Below are 24,053 nucleotides of genomic sequence, written 5' to 3' on the forward strand. Positions count from 1 at the left end.
GCCGCGGCGCCGCTCAGTCTTCCGCGGTGAACCCGGTCGACTGCACGATCGCGCGGTAGCGTTCCCAGCTCGACTTGACCGCGGCGCCGAACTCGGCCACGCCCTGCGCATCGGCCTCGGTGCCGAGCTGGGCCAGGGCCTCGATGCCCTTGTCCGAGCGCACATAGCCCGAGATCGCGGCATTGGCGCGCGCCACCAGCTCGGGCGCCGTCTTCGCCGGGGCGAGCACACCCGACCAGTCCTGGAACACCACGTCGCGGTAGCCCGACTCCACCATCGTCGGCACGTTCGGCAGGAAGCGCGAGCGCTTGCTGCCGGTGACCGCGAGGATGCGGAGCTTGCCGTCGGCCGCGTGTGGAATGATCTCCGGCAGCGGGCTCACCGTGGAGCTGACGTGGCCGCCCAGCAGGTCCACCACGGCCGGCGCGCCGCCTTTGTAGGGCACCAGGCGCAGCTCGATGCCCGCGGCGCGGCTGAACATCACGCCGGCGAAATGCTGGCTCGAGCCGCTGGCCGTGCCGAAGTTGGAGCGGGCCGGATTCGCCTTGCACCAGGCCACGAACTCGGCCAGCGTCGTGACGCTGGCGGGCACGCCCGGCCCGATCGCCAGGCCCAGCATGCCCTTGGAGGTCGGGGCCACGGGCGTGAAGTCGGCCATCGCGTCATAGCTGAGCTTCTTGTAGATGTGCGGGAAGATCGAGATCGGGAAGGTCGGCGTATAGAGCATGGTGCTGCCGTCGGCCGGGCGGTTCTTCACGTACTCGACGCCCACGCGTCCGCCGGCGCCCGCGCGGTTCTCCACCACCACGTTCTCGGCATAGCGGCCGCGCAGGCCGTTCTCGGCCACCAGCCGCGCCACGGCATCGGTGGCGCCGCCGGCCGGGAACGGAACGACCAGGGTCAGCTGCTTGATCGGCGGGGTGGTGTTCTGGGCGCGCGCGGCCCAGGGGGCGAGCATGGCGGGCAGCGCCGTGGCGGCGGCCACGGAGCGGACGAAATGGCGGCGGGTGGTCATGAAGTTGTCTCCTTGGATCGGATCGGAAGGGGCGGCCCGGCGCGTCAGCCCGCCACCTGGTGCAGCAGGGGCTGGCCGGCGATGAAGCGGCGCAGGTTCTCCGCCGCGCCGCCGGCCAGCCGCGCCACGGTGGCGGGGCTGCCGGAGCCGGCGAAGTGGGGCGAGAGGATGAGGTTGGGGCTGTCCCACAGCGGGTCGGTGGCGGGCAGCGGCTCGGGGTCCACCACATCGAGGCCGGCGCCGGCCAGCCGGCCGTTGTGCAGCGCCTCGCGCAGCGCCACCTGGTCGATCACGCCGCCGCGCGCCACGTTGACCAGCAGCGTGCCCGGCTTGAGGCGCGCCAGCGCGTCGCGGCCGATCAGGTGCTGGGTCTCGGGCGTGAGCGCGATCGACAGCATCACCGCGTCGGCGCGGCCCAGGGCCTCGTGCAGTTGCGACAGCGGCAGCGCTTCGTCCACCAGCGCGTCGGGCCGGGCCGAGCGCGACAGCGCCACGATGCGGGCGCCGAACGGCCGCGCGCGCTTGGCGATTTCCTGGCCGATCTGGCCGTAGCCCACGATCACCAGCGTCTTGCCTTCGAGCGCCCAGGCCCGCGAGCCCGGTGCCGCGCGGTCCCAGTGGCGTTCGGCCTGCTGCGCCAGCACGACGGGGATGCGCCGGCCCAGGGCCAGCAGCAGGGCCATCGCGTGTTCGGCCACGGCCGGCGCGGCGGCGCCCGCCGCATAGGTGACCGCGATGCCGGGCGGCAGGCCCGCGGCCTCGAAGCCCTCGCGGCCGGCCGAGACGAAGTGCAGCCAGCGCACCGTGTTGCCGGGCGCGCGCAGCTGCTCCACCACCTGGCGGGCCTCGGCCTCGGGGGCGTCGGCCAGCACGACGCCGGCCGCGCCGGGCAGGGCGGCCAGCAGCTGCGGCAGCGTCTCGGTCACTGTCAGCTCGGCGCCCGGCACGGCGCCAAGCTGCTCGGCGATCACGGCCCGGCCGAGCTGGATCTTGGGCCAGTAGAGGATGCGCATGAGGAATCTCCTTGGAAATAGGTTCGGGGTGGAAGGCGGTGTCAGGCCGCGCGCACGGGATGGGCGCGCAGCGCCTCTTCGTTGACGTCGGCGCCCCAGCCCGGGCGGTCGGGAACCAGCATGTGGCCGGCTTCGAGCACCGGGGTGTGGGTGAGGAAGCCGCGCGTCCACGGCGCCTCGTCGGGGCGCAGCTCCATGATGCGCACATTGGGCACGGCGGCGCAGAAGTGCAGGCTCATCAGGTTGCCCAGTTCGCCCACCGGGTTGTGCGGCGCGATGTGGGTCTCGAAGGCGTCGGCCAGCGTGGCGATGCGCACCGACTGCCACACGCCGTTCCACATCGGGTCGATGATGGCGGTGTCCACGCTGCGGCCGGCCAGGTAGGGCCGGTATTCGTGCAGGCCGTGCAGGCCTTCGAGCGAGGCGATCGGCGTGCGGGTGCGGCTGCGGATCATGGCCAGCGCCTCGGGGTCGCGGATGTCCAGCTCCAGCCAGTACAGGTTGAGCGGCTCCAGCCGGCGCGCCAGGCGCAGGTAGCCCTCGGGCCGCTGGCTGAAGCTCACGTCCAGCATCAGGCCGGTGTGTGGGCCGATGCCCTCGCGCAGCGCGGCGAGCTGGTCCACGATGGCCTGCAGGTGCGCGTCGCTGATGCTGCGGTCGAGAAAGCCCGGCGCGATGCGGAAGCCGCCGTTGAACATGTAGGGCGTCTCCTTGTCGAAGAACACCGGGTTGGTCTTGACGCCCATGAAGCCTTGCGCCACGGCCTCGCGGCCCAGCCGCGTGAAGTCGTCCAGCGTGCGCACGGGCTCGTAGCCCAGCTTCTCGTACAGCGCGGCGTGGCGCACGCGGTAGCTGCCGCAATGCGTCCAGTAGACCGGCACGCGGTCGCGGAACGGGCCGCCGAACAACTGGTACACCGGCACGCCCAGCGCCTTGGCGGCAATGTCCAGGCAGGCGTTCTCGATCGCGGCCACGGCCTGGTGCGAGATGCCGCCGGCCGCCACGCGGGTGGTGGCCAGCAGCGATTCGCTGAGGCGCCCCACCTGGCGCGGGTCCATGCCGATGGCCAGCTTGCCGAAGGCCAGCACCAGCGGCGCCAGCGTGGCGCCGGAGAAGCCGTCGTAGAACTCGGCCCAGCCGACCAGGCCCTCGTCGGTGCTGATCTTGATGTAGGAGCAGGTGCGGTAGCCTCCGTCGGCGTGCAGGGTTTCGACTTGTGTGATCTTCATGGGGTTTCCTTGGGGGCCAGCGCCGGGGCGGCGGCCAGCAGTTTGTGCAGCGTGGCGTAGAGGGCCGTGCGCTCGCCGTCGTCCAGCACCTCCAGCAACCGCGTCTGGCTGCGCCGCGCCACGGCCGTCACCCGCCGCGCGAGTTCGCGCCCGGCGGGTGTGATGTCGACGATCAGCCGGCGCCGGTGCGCCTCGTCCACGCGGGTGCTCACCAGGACGCGCGCCTCCAGTGCGCGCAGCACGCGGCCGGCATAGGCCTTGTCGAAGAACGAGGTGCGGCACAGCGCGGCCAGCTGCATCGGGGCGGACTCGTGCAGCCGCGCCAGCAGGCGCCACTCCGGCACGCTCAAGTCATGCTGGCGGGCGTAGACGCTGGTGACTTCCGCCTGCACCAGGTTGGCCACGCGCATCAGCAGGGCGCTCGGATAGTCGTCCAGCATCAGCTCCGTCCCGCAAAGACGGGTGTCGAGCCAGGGGCAGGCGGCGGCGCCCGCAGTCTCTGTCTTCTTGCGTTTCAATGTAGACATGTCCACATTCTGTGACGGGAGGGCACCGTGGGCTCTTGGTGTTTTCCCGGTAGGCCAAAAGGGTCCATGAAGCCCTTGAAATACGTCAAAAGCAGCAGGGGTCCTTGTCGTGCGGTGATAGTTTGCTCTCTTTTTCATAGCGGCTGGAGTGGCCGGATTCCCTGGCGGGAGCCGCGTGCGGGCCTGCGGACGCCCGGCGCCCGCGAGGCCGGGCCGCCGCCGTGCCCCGGCCAGCCAGCGCCGCCGCTTCACCCTGGCCGGCGCGCGCCCCGGCGGACCGCGTATCCTCGGGGGCTGACCCATGAACCAACTCCAACTCTTTCTGCCTTGCGCCGCCGGCGTCGAGGACTACCTGGCCGACGAAGTGCATGCGCTCACCGGTCTCACGGGCCACGACCTGCTGGTCGGCCGCGGCGGCGTGATCGCCAAGACCTCCTGGCGCGACGCGATGCGCCTGAACCTCCACAGCCGCCTGGCGCAGCGCGTGCTGGTGCAGCTCTCGCTCACGCCCTACCGCGATGAAAACGACCTGTACGAGGCCGCGGCCGCCGTGGCCTGGGAAATCTGGTTCACCCCGAAGCAGAGCTTCAAGATCGAGGTCACCGCGCAGCACAGCCCGCTCAAGAGCCTGAACTTCGCGGCGCTCAAGATCAAGGACGCCGTGGCCGACCGCTTCCGCCACAAGAGCGGCGTGCGCCCCGACGTTGACACCCAGTGGCCCGACGTGCGCCTCTACGCGCACCTGACCACCGACACCGCCACGCTGTACATCGACACCTCGGGCGAGCCGCTGTTCAAGCGCGGCTGGCGCGAGGACAAGGGCGAGGCGCCGCTCAAGGAAACCCTGGCGGCCGCGATGATCGCCGCCAGCGGCTGGGACCCGCACGGCGCGGCGCCCGTGCCGCTGTACGACCCGTGCTGCGGCAGCGGCACCATCGCCATCGAGGCCGCGCAGATGGCCTGCCGCATCGCGCCCGGCCTGCTGCGCCGCTTTGCCTTCGAGAAGCAGCTGCCGTTCCAGGCCCATGTCTGGGACGCGCTCAAACAGGAGGCGCGCGGCGCCGTGTCCCGCCCGGCGGTCGAGGTGTTCGGCAGCGACGTGGCGCACCGCATGGTGGACTTCGCCGAGCGCAACGCGCAGCGCGCCGGCGTGGCCGAGGCGGTGCAGCTGCGCGGCGGCGACGCGCTGCAGCGCATGCCGCCCTGCGAGCGCCCGGGCCTGATGCTGCTCAACCCGCCCTACGGCGAGCGCATCGAGGCCGCGGGCGTGGCCGGCCGGCAGGCCCGTGCCAGCCGCGAAGTGGCCCAGGGCGACGACGGCCAGGATTTCTTCACGCAGCTGGCCGCGCACTGGAAGAAGCACTACCCGGGCTGGACCGCCTGGATGCTCACGCCCGACCTCAAGCTGCCGTCGCGCATGCGCCTCAAGGAATCGCGCCGCGTGCCGATGTGGAACGGTCCCATCGAATGCCGGCTGTTCCGCTTCGACATGATCAAAGGCTCCGCCCGTGACAAGCCCGCGGCCCCCTAGCCCGGTCGTCCTGGACACCAACATCGTCCTCGACGCCTTCGTGTTCAGCGATGCGGCGGCGCTGCCGCTGAAGCAGGCGCTGGTGGCGGCGCAGCTGCAATGGCTGGCCACGCCGGCGATGCGCAGCGAGCTCGAGCGCGTGCTGGCCTACCCGCAGATCACGCCGCGCCTGGCGTTCTACGGGCTGGCGGCCGGCGACGTACTGGCCGCGTTCGACCGCCATGCCTGCCTGGTCGAGGCCGCGCCCAAGGCCTGCGTGACCTGCAGCGACCCGGACGACCAGCCCTTCATCGATCTGGCGGTGGCGCACAAGGCCCGGCTGCTGAGCAAGGACCGGGCCGTGCTTTCCATGAAGAAACGGCTGGAGGTCCTTGATGTGCGGACTTCTTCTGCTATTGAATCTATAGCGTGAAGCGATCCGGGCGGGCCTGCGGCCAGTACAGCCGGAAGACGTTGTGCAGGCTGTCGCCGAGACTGACGCCCAGCAGCGCGCCTTCGGCCACCTGCGGCACGAGGCTGGCCAGCAGGCGCACCTCGTTCTCGTTCACGCGCCGCACGATGTGGTGCGCCGTGATCTCCTGCGGGTGCCTGAGGCCGGCGGCCTGCACCAGCTCCTGCAGCGCCTTGAGCGTGTTCTGCTGGAAGTGGAACACGCGCTCGGCCTTGTCCGGCACGATCAGCGCCTGCTGGCGCTGCGGATCCTGCGTGGTCACGCCGGTCGGGCAGCGGCCGGTGTGGCAGCTCTGCGCCTGGATGCAGCCCAGCGAGAACATGAAGCCGCGCGCCGAATTGCACCAGTCGGCGCCCAGCGCCATCATGCGCGCGATGTCGAAGGCGCTGACCACCTTGCCCGCGCAGCCGAGCCGGATCTTGCCGCGCAGGCCCGCGCCCTTGAGCGTGTTGTGCACCAGCAGCAGGCCTTCCTGCAGCGGCGCGCCCACGTGGTCGGTGAACTCCAGCGGCGCTGCGCCGGTGCCGCCCTCGGCGCCGTCCACCACGATGAAGTCGGGCGTGATGCCGGTGGCCTGCATGGCCTTCACGATGGCGAACCATTCCCAGGGATGGCCCACGCAGAACTTGAAGCCGGTCGGCTTGTCGCCCGAGAGCTCGCGCAGCCGCGCGATGAACTGCAGCATCTCCACCGGCGTGGAGAACGCCCGGTGTGACGAGGGCGAGATGCAGTCCACCCCCACCGGCACGCCGCGCGCCGCCGCGATCTCGGGCGTCACCTTGGGCCCCGGCAGCACGCCGCCGTGGCCCGGCTTGGCGCCCTGGCTGAGCTTGAGCTCGATCATCTTCACCTGGGGCTCGCGCGCCTGCTCGGCGAAACGCTGGGCATCGAAGCTGCCGTCCTCGTGGCGGCAGCCGAAGTAGCCCGAGCCGATCTCCCAGATCAGGTCGCCGCCGTTGGCGCGGTGGTGCACCGAGATCGAGCCCTCGCCCGTGTCGTGCGCGAAGCCGCCGCGCCGCGCGCCGGCATTGAGCGCGAGGATGGCGTTGGCCGACAGCGCGCCGAAGCTCATGGCCGAGATGTTGAACACGCTGGCCTCGTAGGGCTGCGCCCGCTCGGGGCCGATCGTGATGCGGAAATCGTGCGAGTCCAGGCGGCTCGGCGCCACGGAGTGGTTGATCCATTCGTAGCCTTCGGTGTTCACGTCGAGCTGGGTGCCGAACGGCCGGTTGCCGGGCTCGCTCTTGGCGCGCTGGTAGACCAGCGAGCGCTGCGCGCGAGAGAACGGCGCCGCCTCGTTGTCGCTCTCCAAGAAATACTGGCGGATCTCGGGCCGGATGAATTCGAGCAGGAAGCGCAGGTGGCCGATCACCGGGTAGTTGCGCAGGATCGAGTGGCGCACCTGCCGCAGGTCGTGCAGTCCGAGCGCGATCAGCGCCGCGAACACCAGCAGCCCCAGCCAGCCGACGCCGAAGCCCACCACCGTGAACAGCATCAGCAGGAAGCCGAAAATGCACAGCGCAAAGGCTGTGTAGCGCACGGGAAAATGCGCCTGGAGTCGATCGAACATCATGAGTCTCCGGGTCGGCCGCGCGCCGGCGCGCGGCGAAAGAGGGCAGCTACACTGCACATCATAGAAGCCCCCCTTGATTGTTCCCGCATGACCGCCTCCCCTGAATCCATGGCGCCCGAAGCCTTCGACGAGCTCGACGCCATCCTCGACGACCTGCGCACCCGCTACGACGAAACCCCGCAATGGGAGTTCTGCGAGGGCTTCATGGCCGCGCTGATCTGCTGCCGCCGGCCGATCCCGGTGGACGAATACCTCGGCGTGCTGCTGGCCATCGGCGACGACGCTGCCGGCGAGGCCGGCGAGGCCGGCGACAGCGGCTCCTTCGCCGACGCGGCGCAGGCCGCGCGCTTCCAGGCCCTGTGGGCGCAGCGCTGGAGCGAGGTGGCGGCAGCGCTCGACACGCCGATCGAATCGCTGGATGACGACAGCGCCTATGCGCCCGAAGTCATGGACGTGCGCGGCGCCATCGCCAGCCTGCCGCCCGAGGAACGGGCCGAGGTCGAGGGCGAGGACTTGCCCGCCTTCGCCCAGGTCTGGGCGCTCGGCTTCATGTTCGCCGTGGAGAACTGGCCCGAGGAATGGGCCGCGCCGCGCGACCGCGACGCCGCCAAGTGGCTCAACGCCTCGCTCGAGGCCCTGGTGGCGCTGACGGAAGACGACGAGGACGAGCCGACCCTGTCGGCCCTCAGCGAGGACGGCCCCCCGAGCGTGAGCGAGGCGCGCCTGGATGCCTACGCCGCGGCGCTGTGGGCCGTGTACGACCTGCGCGAGCTCTGGCGCAGCATCGGCCCGCGCGTGGAAACCGTGCGCCGTGCGGCCGAGCCGGGCCGCAACGACCCGTGTCCCTGCGGCAGCGGCAAGAAATACAAGAAGTGCCACGGCGCCGCGGCCTGAGCGGCCCCGGCGCCCGCCGCCGCCTTTCGAGCCGCCGCGCCCGCTAGCGGAAGAACGCCGCCAGCGCCCGGGCCGTGGCCTGCGGCTGTTCCTCGGGAATGAAATGCCCGGCCGCCAGCGGCTGGCCGGTGACCGTGCCCGCGCATTGCGCCTGCCAGAGGTCAAGCGGCTGGAACAGCTGGTGCACCACGCCGCGCTCGCCCCACAGCACCAGCATGTCGCAGGCGATGCGCTCGCCGCGCGCGCGGCTGTCGCGGTCATGGTCGAGGTCGATGCCGGCGCTGGCGCGGTAGTCCTCGCAGGCCGCGTGGATCGACTCGGCGCGGCAGAAGCAGCGCTCGTAGTCGGCCAGCGCCTGCGGCTCGATGTGGTCCAGCCCGCCGCTGCCCCAGCCGCCGAGCTTGGCGTGCAGGTAGGCCCTGGCATTCGCGCCGATCATGGTCTCGGGCAGCGGCGCGGGCTGGATCAGGTGGAACCAGTGGTAGTAGGCGCGCGCGAACGCCATGTCGGTGGCGTTGTACATGTCCAGCGTGGGCGCGATGTCGATCACGCAGAGCCTGCGCACGCGCGGCGCATGGTCCAGCGCCAGCCGGTGCGCTACGCGGCCGCCGCGGTCGTGGCCGCACAGGAAGAAGCGATCCACTCCGAGCGCATCCAGCACCTGCACCAGGTCGCGCGCCATGTTGCGCTTGCTGTAGTTGTCATGGTCGGGCAGGCCGGGCGCCTTGGACGAGTCGCCATAGCCGCGCAGGTCGGGCATCACCAGGAAATAGTCATGCGCCAGTTGCTGCGCCACGCGGTGCCACAGCGCATGGGTCTGCGGAAAACCGTGCAGCAGCAACAGGGCAGGTTGGCTGCGGTCGCCGCCATGGCGGGCGAAGATCTCCGCGCCGTCGACCGGCAGTCGGCATGTCTCGAATCCGTCGAACCAGCTCATGATCGGTCTCCCTCTTCAGCCTAGAGCGCGCGCGGCACGGCATCGGCCAGGAAATCGTACACCGCGCGGATGCGCCGGCTGCTGCGGATTTCCCGGTGGACCGTGAGCCAGATCGGCAGCGGCGCAATCTTCAGCATGGGCAGCAGCGGCACCAACTGGCTGTCCGTGCGGGCCAGGTAGTCGGCGACGAAGCCCACGCCCAGGCCCGCGCGCACCGCATGCCAGTAGGCGATCAGGTCGTCGGTGCGGAATCCGAAGGCTTCGCGCGCCACCGGCAGGCCGAAACTGGCGAAGCCGCGCAGCACGGCCTCGCCCCGGTCGTCGCCGATCAGCTCGTGCGCCAGCAGGTCGGCGGGCTGGCGCGGCGTGCCGCGCCGGCGCAGGTAGTCGCGGTGCGCGTAGGCGCCCAGCGTGACCTTGGCGATGCGTCTGGCGATCAGGCTGGTCTGGTCCGGCTGCACCATGCGCAGCGCGATGTCGGCCTCGCGGCGCAGCAGGTTGCTGACCGCATTGCTGGCCACCAGCTCCACCTGCACCTGCGGCAGCGCCAGCCGCATCTGCGCCAGCAGCGGCGGCAGCACGAAGCAGGCGACCGGCTGGCTGGCGCTGATGCGCACCGTGCCCGAGGCATCCGCTTCGGCCCCGGACAGGCTGCGTGCGAGCTGGTGGGCGCCGCTTTCCATGGCCCGCGCCGACTCGGCCAGCCGCAGCGCCATCGCGGTCGGCAGCAGGCCCCGGCCGGTGCGCTCGAACAGCACGGCGCCGAGCTGGCGCTCGAGCTCGGCGATGTGCCGCCCCAGCGTGGGCTGGCTGGCTTGCAGCGCGCGCGCCGCGCCCAGCAGGCTGCCGTGCTCGAGCGCGGCGAGGAAGGAGCGGATCAGGTTCCAGTCGAAGGTGCTATTCATTGATGAATACCTAGTGTCGATCGATAGGTAATTGTGGAGTGCGCGTGGAATTTCCACAATCCATCCATCAACCCGCTTTTTTGAAGGAGCCTCTCATGACCTCGAATCCCTCGGTTCTCGTGCTCGGCGGCCGCGGCCGCTTCGGCCAGGCCGCCGTGCGCGCCTTCGCGCAGGCCGGCTGGCATGTCCTGGCCCAGGTCCGTCCCGGCGCCACCGGTCCGGCCGTGCCCGGCGTGCGCTGGCTCGCGCTGGCGCCGGACGACACGGCCGCGCTGGCCGCGGCGGCAGAAGGCGCCTCGGTGGTGGTGCAGGCGCTGAGCCCGCCCTACGTCCACAGCGCCTGGCGCGTCCAGGTGCCGCAGCTCACGGACGCGGCCATCCGCATCAGCCGCGCGCTCGGCGCCACGCTGATGCTGCCGGCCAGCGTCTACAACTTCGGCGCCGCCATGCCGCGGCGGCTGCGCGAGGACACGCCGCAGGCCGCCGCCACCGTCAAGGGCCGGCTGCGCATCGCCAGCGAGCGCCAGATCCGCGAGGCCACCCTGGACGGCGGCATGAAGGCCGTGGTGATCCGCGCCGGCGATTTCTTCGGCAGCGGCACTGGCTCGTGGTTCGACCAGGTGATGGCCAAGGGGCTGGCGCAGGGCCGGTTCACCTATCCCGGTGCGCTGGACGTGCCCACCGCCTGGGCCTACCTGCCCGATCTGGCCCGCACGTTCGTGGAGGTGGCCGCGCGCCGCGACCGGCTGCCGGCGTTCGAGACGCTGCATTTCACGGGCCACACCCTCACCGGGCAGGACTGGGTCGCGGCGCTGACCGAGCTGGCCTGGGAAGAGGGCTGGCTGCCGGCGGGCGGGTCGCTGCGCATCGGCACCTTCCCCTGGCCGCTGATCCGCCTGGGCGGCCTCGTGGTGCCCACCTGGCAGGCGCTGAGCGAGATGGCCTACCTCTGGCGCACGCCGCACGGCCTGGCCAACGAACGGCTGGTGGCGCTGCTCGGCGCCGAGCCCCACACGCCGCTGCTGGCCGCGGCGCGCAGCGCGGCCGACGGCCTGGGGCTGACAGCGCGGCGCGGCGCCGGGCCGGCGGCGCTGCCCGGGCAGGCCTGACGCGCCCCGCCCACAGGCGGGCTCCTACAATGCCTGCCATGTGTTCTCACCGTTCTCCCCCCGCCGTCCGCTGCTGAGCCGCGCGCCTGAAACCGCGCGCTGAAGCCGCCTCGGCCGCCCCCCTGCGAAGGCGGCCTGGGTGTGGATGGATGCGCCTGCCTCCGGCTGGCGCACATGTGGAGAACTCCCTTGTGAAAAATTCGACGGTTTCCGCCCTGGCCTGGGGCGGTGTGTTGCTGGCGGGCGCCTTGTGGGGCGGCGGCGCCCTGGTGGCCCAGTTCGTGATGGTGCACGGCATGTCGCCGCAGAGCCTGGCGCTGGCGCGCTTTGCCTGCGGGCTGCCGCTGCTGTGGTGGTGGCATTTGCGCCAGCCGGCGCCATCGGCGCGGGCTGGCCGCTGGGGTGGCCTGTCGTGGCGCGAGCGCGCGATGGTGGCCGGCACCGGCGTGGCCATGGCGCTCAATGTCAGCTGCTGGTTCGCGGGCATTGCCGCGCTGGGCGCCGCCCTGCCGACCGTGATCTCGGTCTGCTGTGCGCCGGTGATCGTGTCCGTGGTGTCGATGCTGCGCGGCTACGAGCGGCCCACCGGGCGCCTGCTGGCGGCGCTGCTGCTGGCAAGCGCCGGCGTGGCGCTGATGGTCTTTCCCGCCAACGGTTGGGTCTGGCCGCAGCACTACCTGGCCGGCCTGGCCTGGTCGTTCGCTTCCGCCGGCCTGCACGCCCTGGTGGTGCTGGGCAATGCGCGCATGCCGTCGCGGGTGACGGCGGTGACGGCCTCGGCCTGGGGCATGACGGCCGCCGCGGGCTGCATGGCCCTGCTGGTGCTGGGGCAGGGCCTGCCGACCTGGCCCCACGGCGGGCCGGCCTGGCTCGGGGTGGCCTACACCGGCGTGGTGACGACCTCGGTGGCTTACCTGCTGTTTGCCTGGGGCGCGCGGCGCCTGGGGCCGACGGCGGCCGGCATCTGCACCCTGACCGAGCCGCTGGTGGCCACGCTGCTGGCGGCCGGGCTGCTGTCCGAGCCCCTGGCCCCGCGCCAGTGGCTGGGGGCGGCCGGGCTGGGGCTGGCGATGCTGCTGCTGATGCGGCGTGCGTAGCGGCAGGCGCCGGGGCGCGGCGTCAGGAGAGGCCTGATTCCGCGCCGGCCGCGGCCTGCGCGGCGGCCGGGCCGGTTGCGCCGGCGCGCAGCAGCGCCGCGCCCAGCAGCGCGGCCGTGGCGGCAAAGACCGCGCCCACGACGAAGGCGAGCTGGTAGCCCGCATTGAGGGCGGCGGCCGCATCGGCGCCGGTGGCGAGCAGGCGGTCGGTGCGCGCCGCCGCCAGGCTGGCCAGGACGGCGAGGCCGAGCGCGCCGCCCATCATGAACGAGGTGTTGACGACGCCGGAAGCCAGGCCCGACTCGCCGGGATCGACATCGCTCATGGCGGCCAGCAGCAGCGGGTTGAAGGCGATGCCGGCGCCCAGGCCGAGCAGGGTCATGCCGGGCAGCACGTCGGCGATGAAGCTGCCGTTCACCGGCGCGCGGGCGAACAGCGCCAGCCCCACGGTGGCCAGCAGCAGCCCGGCCGCCAGCGGCGTGCGGATGCCGAAGCGCATCACCATCCGGGCCGAGAGGCCGAGCGAGAAGACGGCCATGATCAGGTTGGCGGGCAGGAACGAGAGGCCGACCTGCAGCGGGCTGTAGCCCAGGACCAACTGCAGGTAGAGCGCGGAAATGAAGAACCAGGCAAACATGGCGGCGGCCCACAGGATGCCGACGACGTTCGCGGTGGCGAGGTTGCGCAGGCGAAACAGGCCCAGCGGCACCAGCGGCGCCTGCACGCCCGCCTCGATGCCGAGGAACAGCGCCAGCAGCACCGCCGCCGCGGCGAACAGCCCGAGCGTCTGCGCCGAGGCCCAGCCGGCTTCGTTGCCGTTCACGACCGCATAGACGGCCAGCATCAGCGAGGCCGTCACCGTCACGGCGCCGGCCACGTCCAGGCGCTGGCCGGCGGCCTGGGCGCGGGCGTCCGGCAGCACCGCGAGGCAGAGCGCGTAGACGGCCACGCCGACCGGCAGGTTGACCAGGAAGATCCAGTGCCAGCTGAAGGTGCTGGTCAGCAGGCCGCCGAGCAGCACGCCGATGCTGCCCCCGCCGGCACACACGAAGCCGTAGACGCCCATGGCCTTGGCGCGCTCGGCGGGCTCGGTGAACAGGTTCATGATCAGCGAGAGCGCCACCGCCGAGACCACGGCGCCGCCCAGCCCCTGCACGGCGCGCGCCGCGATCAGCAGGCCCTGCGAGTTCGCCAGCCCGCAGGCCAGCGAAGCGAGCGTGAAGAAGGCGATGCCGAGCAGGAACAGCCGGCGGTGCCCGAACAGGTCGCCGAGCCGGCCGCCGAGCAGCAGAAAGCCGCCGAAGGTGAGCATGTAGGCGTTCACCACCCAGACCAGGGCGGTCTCGGAGAAGCCGAGGTCGGCGCGGATCGACGGCAGGGCCACGTTGACGATGGTCGTGTCGAGCACGATCATCAGCACGCCGAGGCACAGCACCATCAGGGCGAGCCAGCGCTTGCGGGCATCGAGGGGTTGGGGCATGAGGAATCTCCTTGTGAGGTGCGCCGGCCCTAGTCGAGGGACATGCCGCAGGTCAGGTTGGCAATGGCGCCGGTCATCGCGCCAGCCTGCTCCGAGGCCAGGAAGACGGCGGTGGCCGCCACCTGGTCGAGCGTGGGCAGGCGTTTGAGCAGCGTTCCCGTGGCGGCACCCGCGAGCATATCCCCGATGCTCATCCCGGCCGGTTCAGCCACCTGGCGGAACACGTCGCGGCAATGGGAGCCCAGGGCGGGCGCGGTGGCCTCGGGAATCGCATGCGACCGGAGGCAGAGCACGCGGATGCCGTCGGGGCCGAGTTCGCCCGCCAGGTGGCGCGTCATGGCCTCGACCCCGGCGCACGCGACGCTGTGGCCCAGGAACCCGGGCCCCGGCATGCGTGATGCCGGCGTCGTGAGCATGAGGACCACGCCCGAGCCGCGCTTCGCCATGTGCCGGGCCGCGGCCTTCGCGGTGATGAAGTTGGTGCGGGTGTAGACCGTGACCGGGTAGGCGTAGTCCTCCAGCGACAGCCGCGCGAAAGGCGTGCCCTGCACATGGAAGACGCCCACGGCGTTCAGGGCGATGTCGATGCCGCCCGCCTGGGCCGCCACGGCATCGGCATGCCGTTCGACGGCCTGCTCGTCCAGCGCCTCGACCACCGCGGTCTCGGCCGTCCCGCCTGCGGCCCGGATGTCGCGGGCCACCGCGTCGAGCTTCGCCGGCGTGCGGCCAGCGAGGAAGACCCTGGCGCCCGCCCGCGCGAAGGCGCGCGCGACCGCGCCGCCGATGGCGCCGCCCGCGCCGTGGATCACGGCGGTCTTGTGGTTCAGCAACATGGGGTGCTCCGGGTTCAGGGCTCGACGATGACCATCCACGAGACGCCGAAGCGGTCGGCGACCATGCCGAAGCACGGCGAGAAGAAGGTCTTGGCGAGCGGCATCTGCACCTGTCCGCCCTGGCTCAGCGCGGCGAACAGCCGCTCGGCCTCGGCGGCGCTGGAGGCCGCGAGCGAGAGTGAGAAGCCCTGGAAATCCGAGCGCCCGAGGCAATGGCCGTCGGACGCCATCACGGTCGTCTCGCCGATGCGAAAGCTCGCGTGCATCACCTTGTGTTCCGAGCCCGGCGCAAGCACGCCGGGGGGCGCAGGCTCGGGGCTGTCTTCCATGCGCAGCAGCAGGGTGGTTTCGGCGCCGAGCGCGCTGCGGTAGAACTCGAGCGCTTCTTCGCAGCGGCCGTCGAAGGACAGGTAGGTTTGAACGTGCATGGCATCTCCTGGGGAGGGGTTGTGGCATCGAACAGCGTGCCTGCCTGTTGTGGGTTTCAAATTGTGTACGCTGTCCACAAGACCATAGCATAGATAATGGACACTGTCCACATGGAGAAGCAATGGCAGGCACGACAGGCGCCCCCCGCGCGCGCAGCACCTACCGTCACGGCGACCTGCGGCGCGCGCTGCTGGACGCCGGCATCGCGCTGGCGCGCGCGGGCGGCCCCGATGCGATCGTGCTGCGCGAAGCCACCCGGCAGGCGGGCGTGGTGCCCAATGCGGCCTACCGGCACTTTGCCAGCCGGCTCGAGCTGTTGCAGGCGGTGCGCGCGGCCGCGCTGGCGGCGGTGGCGGTGTCGATGGAAACCGAACTGGCCCGCCTGCGCCGCAGCCGCAGCAGCCCGGCCGAGGCGGCGCGCGCCAGCCTGCGCGCCGTCGGCACCGGCTACCTGCAGTTCGCGCAGGCCGAGCCGGGCCTGTTCCGCACGGCGTTCTCGGTGCCGGACGAGGTCGAAGGCGAAACCGATCCGGCCATGGCCGGCCAGAGCGGCCTGAACCCGTTCCAGCTGCTGGGCGCGGCCCTCGACCGGCTGGTCGAGGCCGGCGTGCTGCCGGGCGGGCAGCGCCCGGGGGCCGAGTACCTGGCCTGGTCGGCCGTGCATGGCCTGGCCCTGCTGATCATCGACGGGCCGCTGCGCAACATGACGCGGGCGCAGACGCGGGCGATGGGCCAGCGCCTGCTGGACATGGTGGAGAAGGGCCTGTCCTGAGGGATTGCGAGCAGGCGCTCAGGCGCCCGCCGGCCGCGCTACGCGGGCGCCGAATACGCCAGGCCCGAGGCCACGCCGCCGAACAGGTCGCCCTCCACCAGCTCGGTGCCGCCGAATTCGCGGCGCAGCGCCTGCTGCAGCGGCTTGAGGGCCGACGAACCGCCGGTGAGGTAGATCGCGTCGGGCCCGCCGCGCGGCAGGCCGGCCAGCGTCAGGCATTCGCGCGCGCAGGCCACGACGCGAGCCAGCAGCGCCTGCAAATGGTCGGCCAGGGCCTGCGGCCCGATCTCGGCGCCCAGGCCGGGCTCGATGAACGAGAGGTCGATGGCCGCGCCGCCGCCCGAGACCGAGCAGTCGATCTTGGCCGCCTCCACCGCGTTGGCGATGCGGTGGCCGTGGCGCTGCGCGAGCACGGTCACCAGCCGCCCGTGCAGCCGCGTGTCGCGGTAGGCGCTGCGCAGCGCCTGCGCCTCGCGCAGCGCCCGTGCGGTCTGGCGCCAGTGGATCAGGTGCCAGGTCGACAGGTCGTGGAACACGGCGCTTGGCACCTCGCGGCCCTGCGGCCCCTGGTGGCGCAGCCCCAGGAGCGGCATCACCTGTTCCAGGTTGAGCCGGTGGTCGAAGTCGGTGCCGCCGATGTGCACGCCGCTGGTGGCGAGGATGTCGTCGCTGCGGTCGCGCCCGGCCGCGCGTCGCCGGCGTTCGGGGCCGAGCCGCACCACGGTGAAGTCGGAAGTGCCGCCGCCGATGTCCACGATCAGCGCGAGGCATTCCTTCGTGACGCGGCGCTCGTAGTCGAAGGCCGCGGCGATGGGTTCGAGCTGGAACGAGAGCTCGCCGTCGAACCCGGCCTGGCGCGCCGCCTGCAGCAGCATGGCCTGCGCCTCGCGGTCGCGCTCGGGCGCGTCGTCCACGAAATGCACCGGCCGGCCCAGCACCACGCGCGCGGGCGGCTGGCCGGTGTGGCGCGCGGCGCGCTCGCGCAGCTCGGCCAGGAAGGTGGCGATGATGTCTTGGAAGCTGAGCGGCTGGCCGTTGACCAGGGTTTTTTCGAGCAGCAGTGGGCTGCCCAGCAGGCTCTTGAGCGAGCGCATCAGGCGGCCTTCGGCGCCGCTCAGGTACAGGCCGATGGCTTCGCGGCCGAAATGGGTGCTGTGGTCTTCCGCGTTGTAGAAGATCGCGGTGGGCAACGCCGTGGCGGCGCCTTCGAGCGGGATCAGACGGGCATCGCCCTCGACGCCGGCCCAGGCCGCCGCGGAGTTGGAGGTGCCGAAGTCGATGCCGAGCGTGCCCTGTTCAGAACGGGTCATGGATGAGATGGGTGCAGGAAGGAAAAAGCCCGCGCGGCAGCCGCAGGGCGCGCGCCGGGGGCTGGATACTAACCGCTTTGCGGGGGGGCCGCCGTTCTAAGAGACTGTGAACAGGCTCTAACGCAGCAGTTCGGTCAGCCGCTGCAGCGCATGCTGCACCGTGGCGGCGCGCACGGCGGCGCGGTCGCCGCCGAAATGCTGCGCTTGCGAGGTGGTGCGGCCCTGTACGCACCAGCCGAACCAGACCAGGCCCACGGGTTTGTCAGGGCTGCCGCCGCTGGGGCCGGCCACGCCGGTGACGGCCACGGCCACCTGGGCCCGCGAGTGCGCGAGCGCGCCCTCGGCCATGGCGCGCGCCACCGGCTCGCTCACGGCGCCATGCTGCGCGATCAGCGCGGCGTCCACGCCCAGCAGCTCGGTCTTGGCCTCGTTGGAGTAGGTCACGAAGCCGCGCTCGAACCAGTTGCTCGAGCCCGCGAGGTCGGTGCAGGCGCCGGCGATCAGGCCGCCGGTGCAACTCTCGGCGGTGGCCATCATCCAGCCGCGTTTTTGAAGCAAATCGGCCAGAGGTCCAGGTGCTGCGGTCATTGTTTGCTCCTGTTTTGATAGCGATTTGGGTTCACCAGAAGCGCCAGGCCGCGATCACCAGCAGGGCGCAGAAGGCGGCCACCAGGTCGTCGAACAGGATGCCGAAGCCAGCGCGCGCCCAGTCGGCCGTGCGGTGCGAGGCCGGCGAAATCTTGAAGCGGCGGTCGGCCCAGCCCACCGGCCCGGGCTTGGCCGCGTCGAAGAAGCGGAACAGCGCGAACGCCGCGAGCTGGCCCCACAGCCCGGCGGGGGTGACCAGCCAGAGCACCAGCCAGAACGCCACCACCTCGTCCCAGACGACGCTGCCGGGATCGGCCACGCGCATGTGCCGCGCCGTCACGCTGCAGGCCCACCAGCCCACCAGCAGCGAGGCGCCGATCAATAGGCCCATCTGGCGCTCGCTCAGGTGCGGCTGCATCACCAGGAAGGCGAGCCAGGCCCACAGCGTGCCGGCGGTGCCGGGCGCCACCGGCGACAGGCCGGAGCCGAAGCCCAGCGCGATGAAGTGCGCCGGGTGCGACAGCAGGAACCGCGCATTGGGGCGGGCGATCGGCGCGGGCGCCGGTGCGGCGGAGGGCGGAGGTGGGGGAAAGTCCAGGGGCATGTTCATCATGAGGAGGGCTGGATGCTGCCGAACCAGTCGGCCCAGTAGTCGATGCAGGCCTTGATCTTGGGCAGGCGGTGGCGCTGGGGCTGCATCATGGCGTAGATCGGGAAGTGCTTGGCGTCGGTGTGGCTCTCGAGCAGCCGCACCAGGCGGCCCTCGGCCACCAGCGGCGCGGCGATGAGGTCGTTGCAGCGGCAGATGCCCAGGTGGTTGAGCACCATCGACATCATGATGCCGGTGGAGGCCGTGCGGTAGTGGCCCTGCATCTGCCGCGCCACCGGCTCGCCGTCGAGCAGGAAGGGCCAGCGGTTCAGGTGCAGCGCCGCGCTGTTGGTGATGAGCTTGTGCTCGGCCAGCTCGTCGGGGTGGCTCGGCGTGCCATGGCGCTGCAGGTACTGCGGGCTGGCGTAGAGGTAGCGGCTGTGGTGGCCGATCTCGCGTGCGATCACGGCCTCGGTGTGGGTGGAGCCGGTGCGGATCGCGATGTCCACGCCCTCGCGCGCCATGTCCACCAGCCGGTCGTCGGCATGGATGTCCACCTGCAGCCGCGGGTAGCGCTCGGTCAGGCCCGCCAGGCTGGGCACGATCATGTAGTGCGCCATCGAGGGGCTCACGGCCAGCCGCACCACGCCGCCGATGTCGCGCGTCTTCCTGGCGAACTCGGCCTCCAGCTCGCTGAAGGTGCCGCCCACGCGGTGGCAGTAGTCGAGGAAGGTCTCGCCCTCGGCGGTGAGCAGCAGGCCGTGGGTCGAGCGGTGCACCAGCCGCGCGCTGCAGGCCCGCTCGATGCGGCTCAGCGTGCGCGAGACCTGGCTCACCGGCACGCCGCGCTCGCGCGCCACGGCCGACAGCGTGCCGAGTTCGGCCACGCGCGCGAACAGATGCATGTCGTCGAAAACCAGGTCCCTCATGGCCCCATGGTAACGGGGTGGGCGCGCCGGTGTTGCAGGCGCTGCAACACCCATTTGCAGCGCGGGCGCTTTCCGCGCGGCCGCGGCTTGCCTACAGTGGGCTGGCCACAGGAAAGGAACCGTCATGAACACCGCCACCCCCCGCAGGCCGCTGTCCGACAGGGCCCTGATCGATGCCGCCAAGGCCTGCGCCCCGCGCCTGCGCCGGGAGGCCATTGCGCATTTCTGGCAGGAGGCGCCGGCCGTCCTGGCGCGTGCGGCGCGGGTGCTTGGCCGCCAGCCGGGCCGCAAGACCTCTGCCGCGCAACTGCGCCCGCAGGCAGGAGCCTGAGATGCCGACCCTGCACCTGAAGATCGCGCCGTTGCAGAACCCCGAGCGCTACCAGTCGCTGGCGCGCGCGCTGACCGAGATCACGGCGCGCGTGCTGGGCAAGCGCGCCGAGGTCACCGCCGTCGTCATCGACGACCTGCCTGCCGCGCGCTGGTATGTGGGCGGCGCCGACGTGCAGCAGCCGACGGCGATGCTCGAGATCAGCATCACCCAGGGCACCAACACCGCGGCGCAGAAGGCCGCCTTCATCGCGGCCGCGTTTGCCGAGCTGCAGCGCCAGCTGGCCCATGGCGGCCCGCTGGAGCCGGCCAGCTACGTGATCGTGCGCGAGCTGCCAGCCACCGACTGGGGCTATGGCGGCCAGACCCAGCAGGCGCGCCAGGACGCGCGCTGGCGCCAGCGCGAGCCGGCGCACGCCTGAGGCCTGTTCACAGGCCCCCAGGCCGGCGCGTCAGGCTGCCAGCGGCAATGCGGCGGGTGCGGTGGCGCCGCGCAGTTGCTCCACCAGCGCCTGCGGCTGCGCCGGCAGCCGGTCGCCGCGCCACACCACCTGCTGGTCGGCCCGGCACAGCACCAGCGCGTGGCGGTAGGCCTCGGGCACGGCGTTGCCCCGGGCCCGCACGTCCAGCAGCGCCAGCGGTAGGCCGCGCGCCTGCGCGGCCGCCAGCAGCGGCGCGGCATCGGCCTGCCCATCGAAGCGCAGCAACGTGTAGCCCGGGCCAAAGGCGTCGTACAGCGAGCGGCCGTCGGCCAGCCAGAAGTGGGGCGCGCGGCAGCCCGGCACGGTGGACGGCGTGAAGCCGCCCATGGTGTAGGCCGGCGGCGCTTCCTCGTCGCTCGCGATGATCGGCGAGCCGGTGTAGTAGTAGCCGAAGTTCAGGCCTCCGCAGCAGAACTGCTGCACGTTGAGCTCGTAGGCCTCCTGGCCGATCAGCGCGCGCGCGGCCTCGCCTTCGGCGTCCTGGGCCTCGATGTTCGGCGGCACGGCGCGGCGCGCCTTGATCATCTTCTGCGCATGGTCCATCGCGAAGTGCGAGACCTGTTCGGTGATCGGCTGGCGCTCGGCCTCGTAGGCGTCGAGAATGGCCTCTTCGGCCCAGCCCTGCACCCGTGCGGCCAGCAGCCACGACAGGTTGATCGCGTCGGCGATGCCCGCGTTCATGCCGTAGCCCGCGTAAGGCACCCACAGGTGGGCGGCGTCGCCCGCGAGGAACACCCTGCGGTCGCGGAAGCGGTTGGCCACCAGGCGGCGGCCGACCCAGTCCTCCTTGGTGATGACCTCGTAGGCGAAGTCCGCGCCCACGCCCAGGATCTCGCGGATGGCCCAGTCGCGGTCCACCGAATCGAACTCGGGCTCTTCGGCGTTCAGGTGGTTGTGCACCAGCCAGGTGTCATGGCCGTCGATCGCGAACATGGTGCCGCAGCGGCGCGGGTTGACCGAGTAGTACGACCACGCGGGCTTGCCCGGGATCAGGCCCTTGAGCTGCGGCGCGCGGATGTAGGTGGACTGCACGCGCTGGATCACGGCCGTGCCTTCGAGCCTGGCGCCGATCTGCTTGCGCACACCCGAGCTGCCGCCGTCGCAGCCCACGAGGTAGCGGCAGCGCAGCGTGCGCGTGGCGCCCGTGTCCAGGTCCAGCAGCGTGGCGCTGACGCCGTCGTCGTCCTGCGTGAAGCCGGTGACCTGGGTGCGGTTGAGCAGGGTGACGCCGGGCTGGGCCGCCGCGTGCTCGAGCAGGATGGGTTCGAGGAACAGCTGGTTGATGCGGTGCGGCGGCTCGGGCGTGGGCCACCAGGCGTCGGGGCCCTCGGTCTCGGTGTAGCGGTCGCGCCGGCAGGGAATGGGGATGCGCGTGAGCTCGATGCCGGTCACGCTGGTGCGGAACACCACGTCGTTCGGATAGTCCTCGGGCAGGCCGGCGTCGCGCAGCTTCTGCGCCACGCCGAGGCGGCGGAACTGCTCCATGGTGCGCGCCGACACGTGGTTGCACTTGACATTGGGCGGCTCGGCATAGCGCCGGATCTCGGCAACCGTTACCTTCACGCCGCGCCCGGCCAGATCCATCGCCAGCGTCAGGCCCACCGGGCCGGCGCCGACGACCAGCACGTCGGTCTGCATCTCGTTGCTCGTCATGACTTGTTTGATTCCTGTTCAGTCCAGCTTGATGTCGGCGGTCTTGATCACCTTGGCCCACTTGCGGGTCTCCGACTGGAGGTAGCGCTCGAAATCCTCCACCTTGGTGGGCGCAGGCTCCACGCCCAGGCCGCGCATGCTGGCCTTGGTGGCTTCGTCGTTGAGCGCGGCGGTGAACTCCGCGTTCAGCCGCGCGATGATGGGCTGCGGCGTGCCGGCCGGCGCCACCAGGCCGAACCAGCCGGTGGAGTCGTAGCCCGGCAGGCCGGCCTCCGACACCGTGGGCACCTCGGGCAGCATGGCCAGGCGCTGCGGGCTGGTCACGGCGTAGGCGACCAGCTTGCCGGCCTTGATGTGCTGCAGCGCCGAGGGCAGGTCCACCACGGCCAGCGGGATCTGGCCCGAGAGCACGTCCAGCGCCGCCGGGCCCGAGCCGCGGTACGGCACCTCGACCAGCCTCACCTCGGCCATCTGGCCCAGCAGCGCGGCCGACAGGTGCATGGCCGTGCCGTTGCCGCCATGCGCGATGGACAGCTTGCCCGGCTGGGCCTTGGCCAGCGCGATCAGGTCGCGCAGGTTCTTCGGGCCCAGTGAGGGGTGGCCGATGATGACGAACGGAATCGCCGCCAGCATGGTCACGGGCTTGAAGTCCTTGATCGGGTCGAACGGCATCTGCGCGTAGAGGCTCACATTGGCGGTGAGCCCGCCGGCCGCGCCCACGCCCAGCGTGTAGCCGTCGGCCGGGGCCTTGGCCACCACCGAGAGGCCGATGTTGCCGCCCGCGCCGGGCCGGTTGTCCACGATGACCTGCTGGCCGAGCTTGTCGTTCAGGCGCGGCAGCAGCATGCGCACCACGGCGTCGCTGCTGCCGCCGGGCGGGAAGGTCACGACCACGCGGATCGGCTTGGTGGGGTAGTCGCTGCGGGCGGCGGGGGCTTGCGCCTGGGCCTGGGCGCCCAGCACGGCGGCGCTGGCTGCGAACACTGCCAGCGTGCGGATGATGCGGTTCATGAGGTTGTCTCCTGGTGGCGGCGGGCCGCGCCTTGGGGCGCTGGCCTGCCTTGTCTCCGAAGAGCGCATTGGAACCGTGATCGATTCATTCGTAAATCGAAAAATTCAAAACCAAATATGATGTAACTTCATGAATCAAAGCTTCACGCCCACGCTGCGCCAGCTGCGCGCCTTCATGGCCGTGTACCAGCTGCGCAAGCTCAGCGCGGCGGCCACGCAGCTGTTCGTCACGCAGTCGGCGGTGAGCGTGCTGATCCGCCAGATGGAAGAAGGCCTGGGCGTGCGCCTGTTCGACCGCACCACGCGCTCGCTGCAGCCCACCGAGGCCGCGCGCGAGGCCGTGGCGGTGGCCGAGCGCATTCTGCGCGACGTCGACGCGCTGGGTGCGGGCTTTCGCGACCTCACGCAACTGCGGCGCGGGCGCGTGTGCCTGGCCGTCACGCCCACGCTGGGCGAGATATTGCTGCCCGGCGTGATCCGCCGCTTCGTGGCGCTGCATCCCGAGATCCGCGTGGTGGTGGATGACTGCGCACCCGACCAGTTCGTGCCGCGCATCCTGGGCGAGCATGTGGAGTTCGGCATCGGCACGCCCGAGCGCGCCGGCGCCGACGTGGACACGCAGCCGCTGCTGCGCGACCACCTGAGCCTGGTCTGCGCGCCAGACCACCCGCTGGCGCGCGCCCGCAGCGTGCGCTGGGCCGACCTGGCCGGCCACCCCGTCATCACCGTGCGGCCGGGCTACGGCATCCGCCCGATGATCGACGCCACCGCGGCCAAGGCGGGCGTGACGCTAGAGGTGGTGAACGAGGTGGCGTTCCTGTCCACCGCGCTGTGGATGACGGCCAGCGGCCTGGGCGCCTCCATCATGCCCGCGGCCTATGCCGCGGCGGCCCGCCAGCCGGGCCTGGTGATCAAGCCGCTGGCGGCGCCGCGCGTCTCGCGCGACGTGGCCGTGGTGACCAAGCGCGGCCGCTCGCTGTCGCCGGCGTGCGAGCGCTTTATTGCGGTGATGCGGGCGGAGCTGGGGCGGAGTCGGGGTGTGGAGCGGGTCTGAGTGGCGGCTGGGGTGGGTAGTTGGGGTTGATGTGGGTCATGGCGCCGCTGCACATCACGGCCGTTGCCGGTCGCATTTGATACTTGTAGCCACGCGCGGCATCATTCATTGTGAGCAAGGGCAAACAGTCACTTTCGGCCAGAAGCTGACCGAGGTACTAGGAATGCGGCAAACGGACATTTACATTGACACGTTTTGCCGGTTCACTTGAATGTGCGGACTTCGACTCGCACAAGCGCGTCTCAGACGGGCCAAAAGAGCGGCCTCCGAACACAGCGCCAGCTAGACTGCATCATTGACGCAAGACGTTTG

General features: G+C 71.5%; 25 protein-coding genes. 9 read left to right on the plus strand and 16 right to left on the minus strand.

Translation table 11 applies throughout. From position 1 onward, the window contains the following. Positions 1 to 13: 13 nt before the first annotated feature. From MMF98_RS22740 to MMF98_RS22755, 4 genes are read right to left on the minus strand one after another with little or no spacing between them, the layout of a single operon-like run. Complete coding sequence (locus MMF98_RS22740; RefSeq protein ID WP_243309617.1) at positions 14 to 1,015, minus strand: Bug family tripartite tricarboxylate transporter substrate binding protein; 1,002 nt, start codon at positions 1,013 to 1,015, stop codon at positions 14 to 16. A 44-nt stretch (positions 1,016 to 1,059) separates the two neighbouring features. Next, positions 1,060 to 2,028, minus strand: a complete 969-nt coding sequence (locus MMF98_RS22745) for a D-2-hydroxyacid dehydrogenase (RefSeq protein WP_243309618.1) — start codon at positions 2,026 to 2,028, stop codon at positions 1,060 to 1,062. Positions 2,029 to 2,069: 41 nt separating this feature from the next. Then, a complete protein-coding gene (locus MMF98_RS22750) occupies positions 2,070 to 3,257 on the minus strand; it encodes a mandelate racemase/muconate lactonizing enzyme family protein (RefSeq protein WP_243309619.1) in 1,188 nt (395 codons plus the stop codon). Then, positions 3,254 to 3,784, minus strand: a complete 531-nt coding sequence (locus MMF98_RS22755) for a MarR family winged helix-turn-helix transcriptional regulator (RefSeq protein WP_243309620.1) — start codon at positions 3,782 to 3,784, stop codon at positions 3,254 to 3,256. Before MMF98_RS22755 ends, MMF98_RS22750 begins: the two co-directional genes overlap by 4 nt. A gap of 301 nt (positions 3,785 to 4,085) precedes the next feature. On the opposite strand from MMF98_RS22755, the gene MMF98_RS22760 reads away from it, so the two are divergent. Further along, complete coding sequence (locus tag MMF98_RS22760; RefSeq protein WP_243309621.1) at positions 4,086 to 5,315, plus strand: THUMP domain-containing class I SAM-dependent RNA methyltransferase; 1,230 nt, start codon at positions 4,086 to 4,088, stop codon at positions 5,313 to 5,315. Then, positions 5,293 to 5,727, plus strand: a complete 435-nt coding sequence (locus tag MMF98_RS22765) for a putative toxin-antitoxin system toxin component, PIN family (protein WP_243309622.1) — start codon at positions 5,293 to 5,295, stop codon at positions 5,725 to 5,727. The genes MMF98_RS22760 and MMF98_RS22765 overlap by 23 nt, the downstream gene beginning before the upstream one ends. Here MMF98_RS22765 and MMF98_RS22770 read toward each other — a convergent pair. Further along, complete coding sequence (locus MMF98_RS22770; protein ID WP_243309623.1) at positions 5,717 to 7,336, minus strand: FMN-binding glutamate synthase family protein; 1,620 nt, start codon at positions 7,334 to 7,336, stop codon at positions 5,717 to 5,719. The two genes, MMF98_RS22765 and MMF98_RS22770, sit on opposite strands and share 11 nt — an antisense overlap. A gap of 90 nt (positions 7,337 to 7,426) precedes the next feature. On the opposite strand from MMF98_RS22770, the gene MMF98_RS22775 reads away from it, so the two are divergent. Next, entirely contained in the window at positions 7,427 to 8,233 is an 807-nt protein-coding gene (locus MMF98_RS22775; RefSeq protein WP_243309624.1) for a YecA/YgfB family protein, read from the plus strand. Between the two features lie 43 nt (positions 8,234 to 8,276). Here the strand turns inward: MMF98_RS22775 and MMF98_RS22780 are convergent, their stop codons facing one another. Both MMF98_RS22780 and MMF98_RS22785 read right to left on the minus strand, forming a co-directional pair. Then, the gene (locus MMF98_RS22780) at positions 8,277 to 9,170 is read right to left on the minus strand and encodes an alpha/beta fold hydrolase (RefSeq protein WP_243309625.1); all 894 of its coding nucleotides are present in this window, start codon (positions 9,168 to 9,170) and stop codon (positions 8,277 to 8,279) included. Positions 9,171 to 9,190: 20 nt separating this feature from the next. Then, positions 9,191 to 10,075 (minus strand): LysR family transcriptional regulator, encoded by an 885-nt coding sequence (locus MMF98_RS22785; RefSeq protein ID WP_243309626.1) that lies wholly within the window; start codon positions 10,073 to 10,075, stop codon positions 9,191 to 9,193. Between the two features lie 95 nt (positions 10,076 to 10,170). Between MMF98_RS22785 and MMF98_RS22790 the strand changes: the two genes are divergently transcribed. Then, on the plus strand, positions 10,171 to 11,184 hold the full coding sequence (locus MMF98_RS22790) for an NAD-dependent epimerase/dehydratase family protein (protein ID WP_243309627.1): 1,014 nt from the start codon (positions 10,171 to 10,173) through the stop codon (positions 11,182 to 11,184). A gap of 191 nt (positions 11,185 to 11,375) precedes the next feature. Beyond that, on the plus strand, positions 11,376 to 12,281 hold the full coding sequence (locus MMF98_RS22795; protein ID WP_243309628.1) for a DMT family transporter: 906 nt from the start codon (positions 11,376 to 11,378) through the stop codon (positions 12,279 to 12,281). A gap of 22 nt (positions 12,282 to 12,303) precedes the next feature. On the opposite strand, the gene MMF98_RS22800 is transcribed toward MMF98_RS22795, so the two are convergent. Genes MMF98_RS22800 through MMF98_RS22810 form a run of 3 tightly spaced genes read right to left on the minus strand, consistent with a single transcriptional unit; the run spans position 12,304 to position 15,022 of the window. Next, positions 12,304 to 13,761: a DHA2 family efflux MFS transporter permease subunit gene (locus MMF98_RS22800; RefSeq protein ID WP_243309629.1), complete on the minus strand. Its 1,458-nt coding sequence runs from the start codon at positions 13,759 to 13,761 to the stop codon at positions 12,304 to 12,306. Positions 13,762 to 13,790: 29 nt separating this feature from the next. Next, complete coding sequence (locus MMF98_RS22805; RefSeq protein ID WP_243309630.1) at positions 13,791 to 14,594, minus strand: SDR family NAD(P)-dependent oxidoreductase; 804 nt, start codon at positions 14,592 to 14,594, stop codon at positions 13,791 to 13,793. Between the two features lie 14 nt (positions 14,595 to 14,608). After that, positions 14,609 to 15,022, minus strand: coding sequence for a VOC family protein (locus MMF98_RS22810; protein ID WP_243309631.1), 414 nt, complete (start codon positions 15,020 to 15,022; stop codon positions 14,609 to 14,611). A gap of 122 nt (positions 15,023 to 15,144) precedes the next feature. Here MMF98_RS22810 and MMF98_RS22815 point away from each other — a divergent pair, with 122 nt between their 5' ends. Further along, a complete protein-coding gene (locus MMF98_RS22815; RefSeq protein WP_243309632.1) occupies positions 15,145 to 15,795 on the plus strand; it encodes a TetR/AcrR family transcriptional regulator in 651 nt (216 codons plus the stop codon). A gap of 38 nt (positions 15,796 to 15,833) precedes the next feature. Here MMF98_RS22815 and MMF98_RS22820 read toward each other — a convergent pair whose 3' ends face one another. The 4 genes from MMF98_RS22820 to MMF98_RS22835 all read right to left on the minus strand — a co-directional run bounded on the left by MMF98_RS22820 (position 15,834) and on the right by MMF98_RS22835 (position 19,211). Beyond that, positions 15,834 to 17,105, minus strand: coding sequence for an Hsp70 family protein (locus MMF98_RS22820; RefSeq protein ID WP_243309633.1), 1,272 nt, complete (start codon positions 17,103 to 17,105; stop codon positions 15,834 to 15,836). Positions 17,106 to 17,222: 117 nt separating this feature from the next. Continuing rightward, positions 17,223 to 17,693 carry a CinA family protein gene (locus tag MMF98_RS22825; protein ID WP_243309634.1) on the minus strand — a complete coding sequence of 157 codons (471 nt, stop codon included), beginning with the start codon at positions 17,691 to 17,693 and terminating at the stop codon, positions 17,223 to 17,225. Between the two features lie 31 nt (positions 17,694 to 17,724). Then, the gene (locus MMF98_RS22830; RefSeq protein WP_243309699.1) at positions 17,725 to 18,297 is read right to left on the minus strand and encodes a phosphatidylglycerophosphatase A family protein; all 573 of its coding nucleotides are present in this window, start codon (positions 18,295 to 18,297) and stop codon (positions 17,725 to 17,727) included. Between the two features lie 5 nt (positions 18,298 to 18,302). Then, positions 18,303 to 19,211, minus strand: a complete 909-nt coding sequence (locus MMF98_RS22835; RefSeq protein ID WP_243309635.1) for a LysR family transcriptional regulator — start codon at positions 19,209 to 19,211, stop codon at positions 18,303 to 18,305. Positions 19,212 to 19,335: 124 nt separating this feature from the next. Between MMF98_RS22835 and MMF98_RS22840 the strand changes: the two genes are divergently transcribed. Both MMF98_RS22840 and MMF98_RS22845 read left to right on the plus strand, forming a co-directional pair. Next, positions 19,336 to 19,542, plus strand: a complete 207-nt coding sequence (locus tag MMF98_RS22840) for a hypothetical protein (RefSeq protein WP_243309636.1) — start codon at positions 19,336 to 19,338, stop codon at positions 19,540 to 19,542. 1 nt (position 19,543) lies between these two features. Then, positions 19,544 to 19,963 carry a tautomerase family protein gene (locus MMF98_RS22845; protein ID WP_243309637.1) on the plus strand — a complete coding sequence of 140 codons (420 nt, stop codon included), beginning with the start codon at positions 19,544 to 19,546 and terminating at the stop codon, positions 19,961 to 19,963. A gap of 30 nt (positions 19,964 to 19,993) precedes the next feature. Here MMF98_RS22845 and MMF98_RS22850 read toward each other — a convergent pair whose 3' ends face one another. Beyond that, positions 19,994 to 21,676, minus strand: a complete 1,683-nt coding sequence (locus MMF98_RS22850) for an FAD-dependent oxidoreductase (protein WP_243309638.1) — start codon at positions 21,674 to 21,676, stop codon at positions 19,994 to 19,996. Between the two features lie 18 nt (positions 21,677 to 21,694). After that, positions 21,695 to 22,687, minus strand: a complete 993-nt coding sequence (locus tag MMF98_RS22855) for a Bug family tripartite tricarboxylate transporter substrate binding protein (RefSeq protein WP_243309639.1) — start codon at positions 22,685 to 22,687, stop codon at positions 21,695 to 21,697. Between the two features lie 130 nt (positions 22,688 to 22,817). Here MMF98_RS22855 and MMF98_RS22860 point away from each other — a divergent pair, with 130 nt between their 5' ends. After that, positions 22,818 to 23,741 carry a LysR family transcriptional regulator gene (locus MMF98_RS22860; protein ID WP_243309640.1) on the plus strand — a complete coding sequence of 308 codons (924 nt, stop codon included), beginning with the start codon at positions 22,818 to 22,820 and terminating at the stop codon, positions 23,739 to 23,741. Positions 23,742 to 24,053: the final 312 nt, after the last annotated feature.

The organism is Variovorax terrae, from assembly GCF_022809125.1.
Classification (GTDB): Bacteria; Pseudomonadota; Gammaproteobacteria; order Burkholderiales; family Burkholderiaceae_C; genus Variovorax_A; species Variovorax_A terrae.